Source organism: Streptomyces sp. NRRL S-350 (genome assembly GCF_000719705.1).
Lineage (GTDB): Bacteria > Actinomycetota > Actinomycetes > Streptomycetales > Streptomycetaceae > Kitasatospora.
This window is the reverse complement of the sequence record NZ_JOHO01000237.1, coordinates 1-229: the sequence shown is the minus strand read 5'-3', so window position 1 is coordinate 229 and position 229 is coordinate 1. Positions and strand designations below refer to the sequence as shown.

Here is a 229-nt window from a genome sequence, read left to right as displayed (position 1 = left end):
GTTGCAGGGGTCGATGGTCATGGTCTGGTCGGGGTTGTTGCGGACGAGGTCGCCGTGGCTGATGTCGTTGGTCCAGGTGGCGCCGCTGTTGGCCTTGCCGGCGAAGGGGGCGGCCTCGCTGGTGGCCTGCGGGGTCCAGGAGCCGTTGAGGCTGGTGGCGGTGAAGGAGCGGAAGTAGCGCTGCTCGTTGGCGCCGCGGGCCTCGACGATCATGAGGTACTGGTTCTGG

Annotated in this window: 1 protein-coding gene; it reads right to left on the bottom strand. The window is 68.1% G+C overall.

Annotated elements, in window-relative coordinates; translation table 11 throughout:
* On the bottom strand, nt 1-229 hold a 229-nt coding region (locus tag IF30_RS0140715; RefSeq protein ID WP_030248439.1), incomplete at both ends, for a non-reducing end alpha-L-arabinofuranosidase family hydrolase.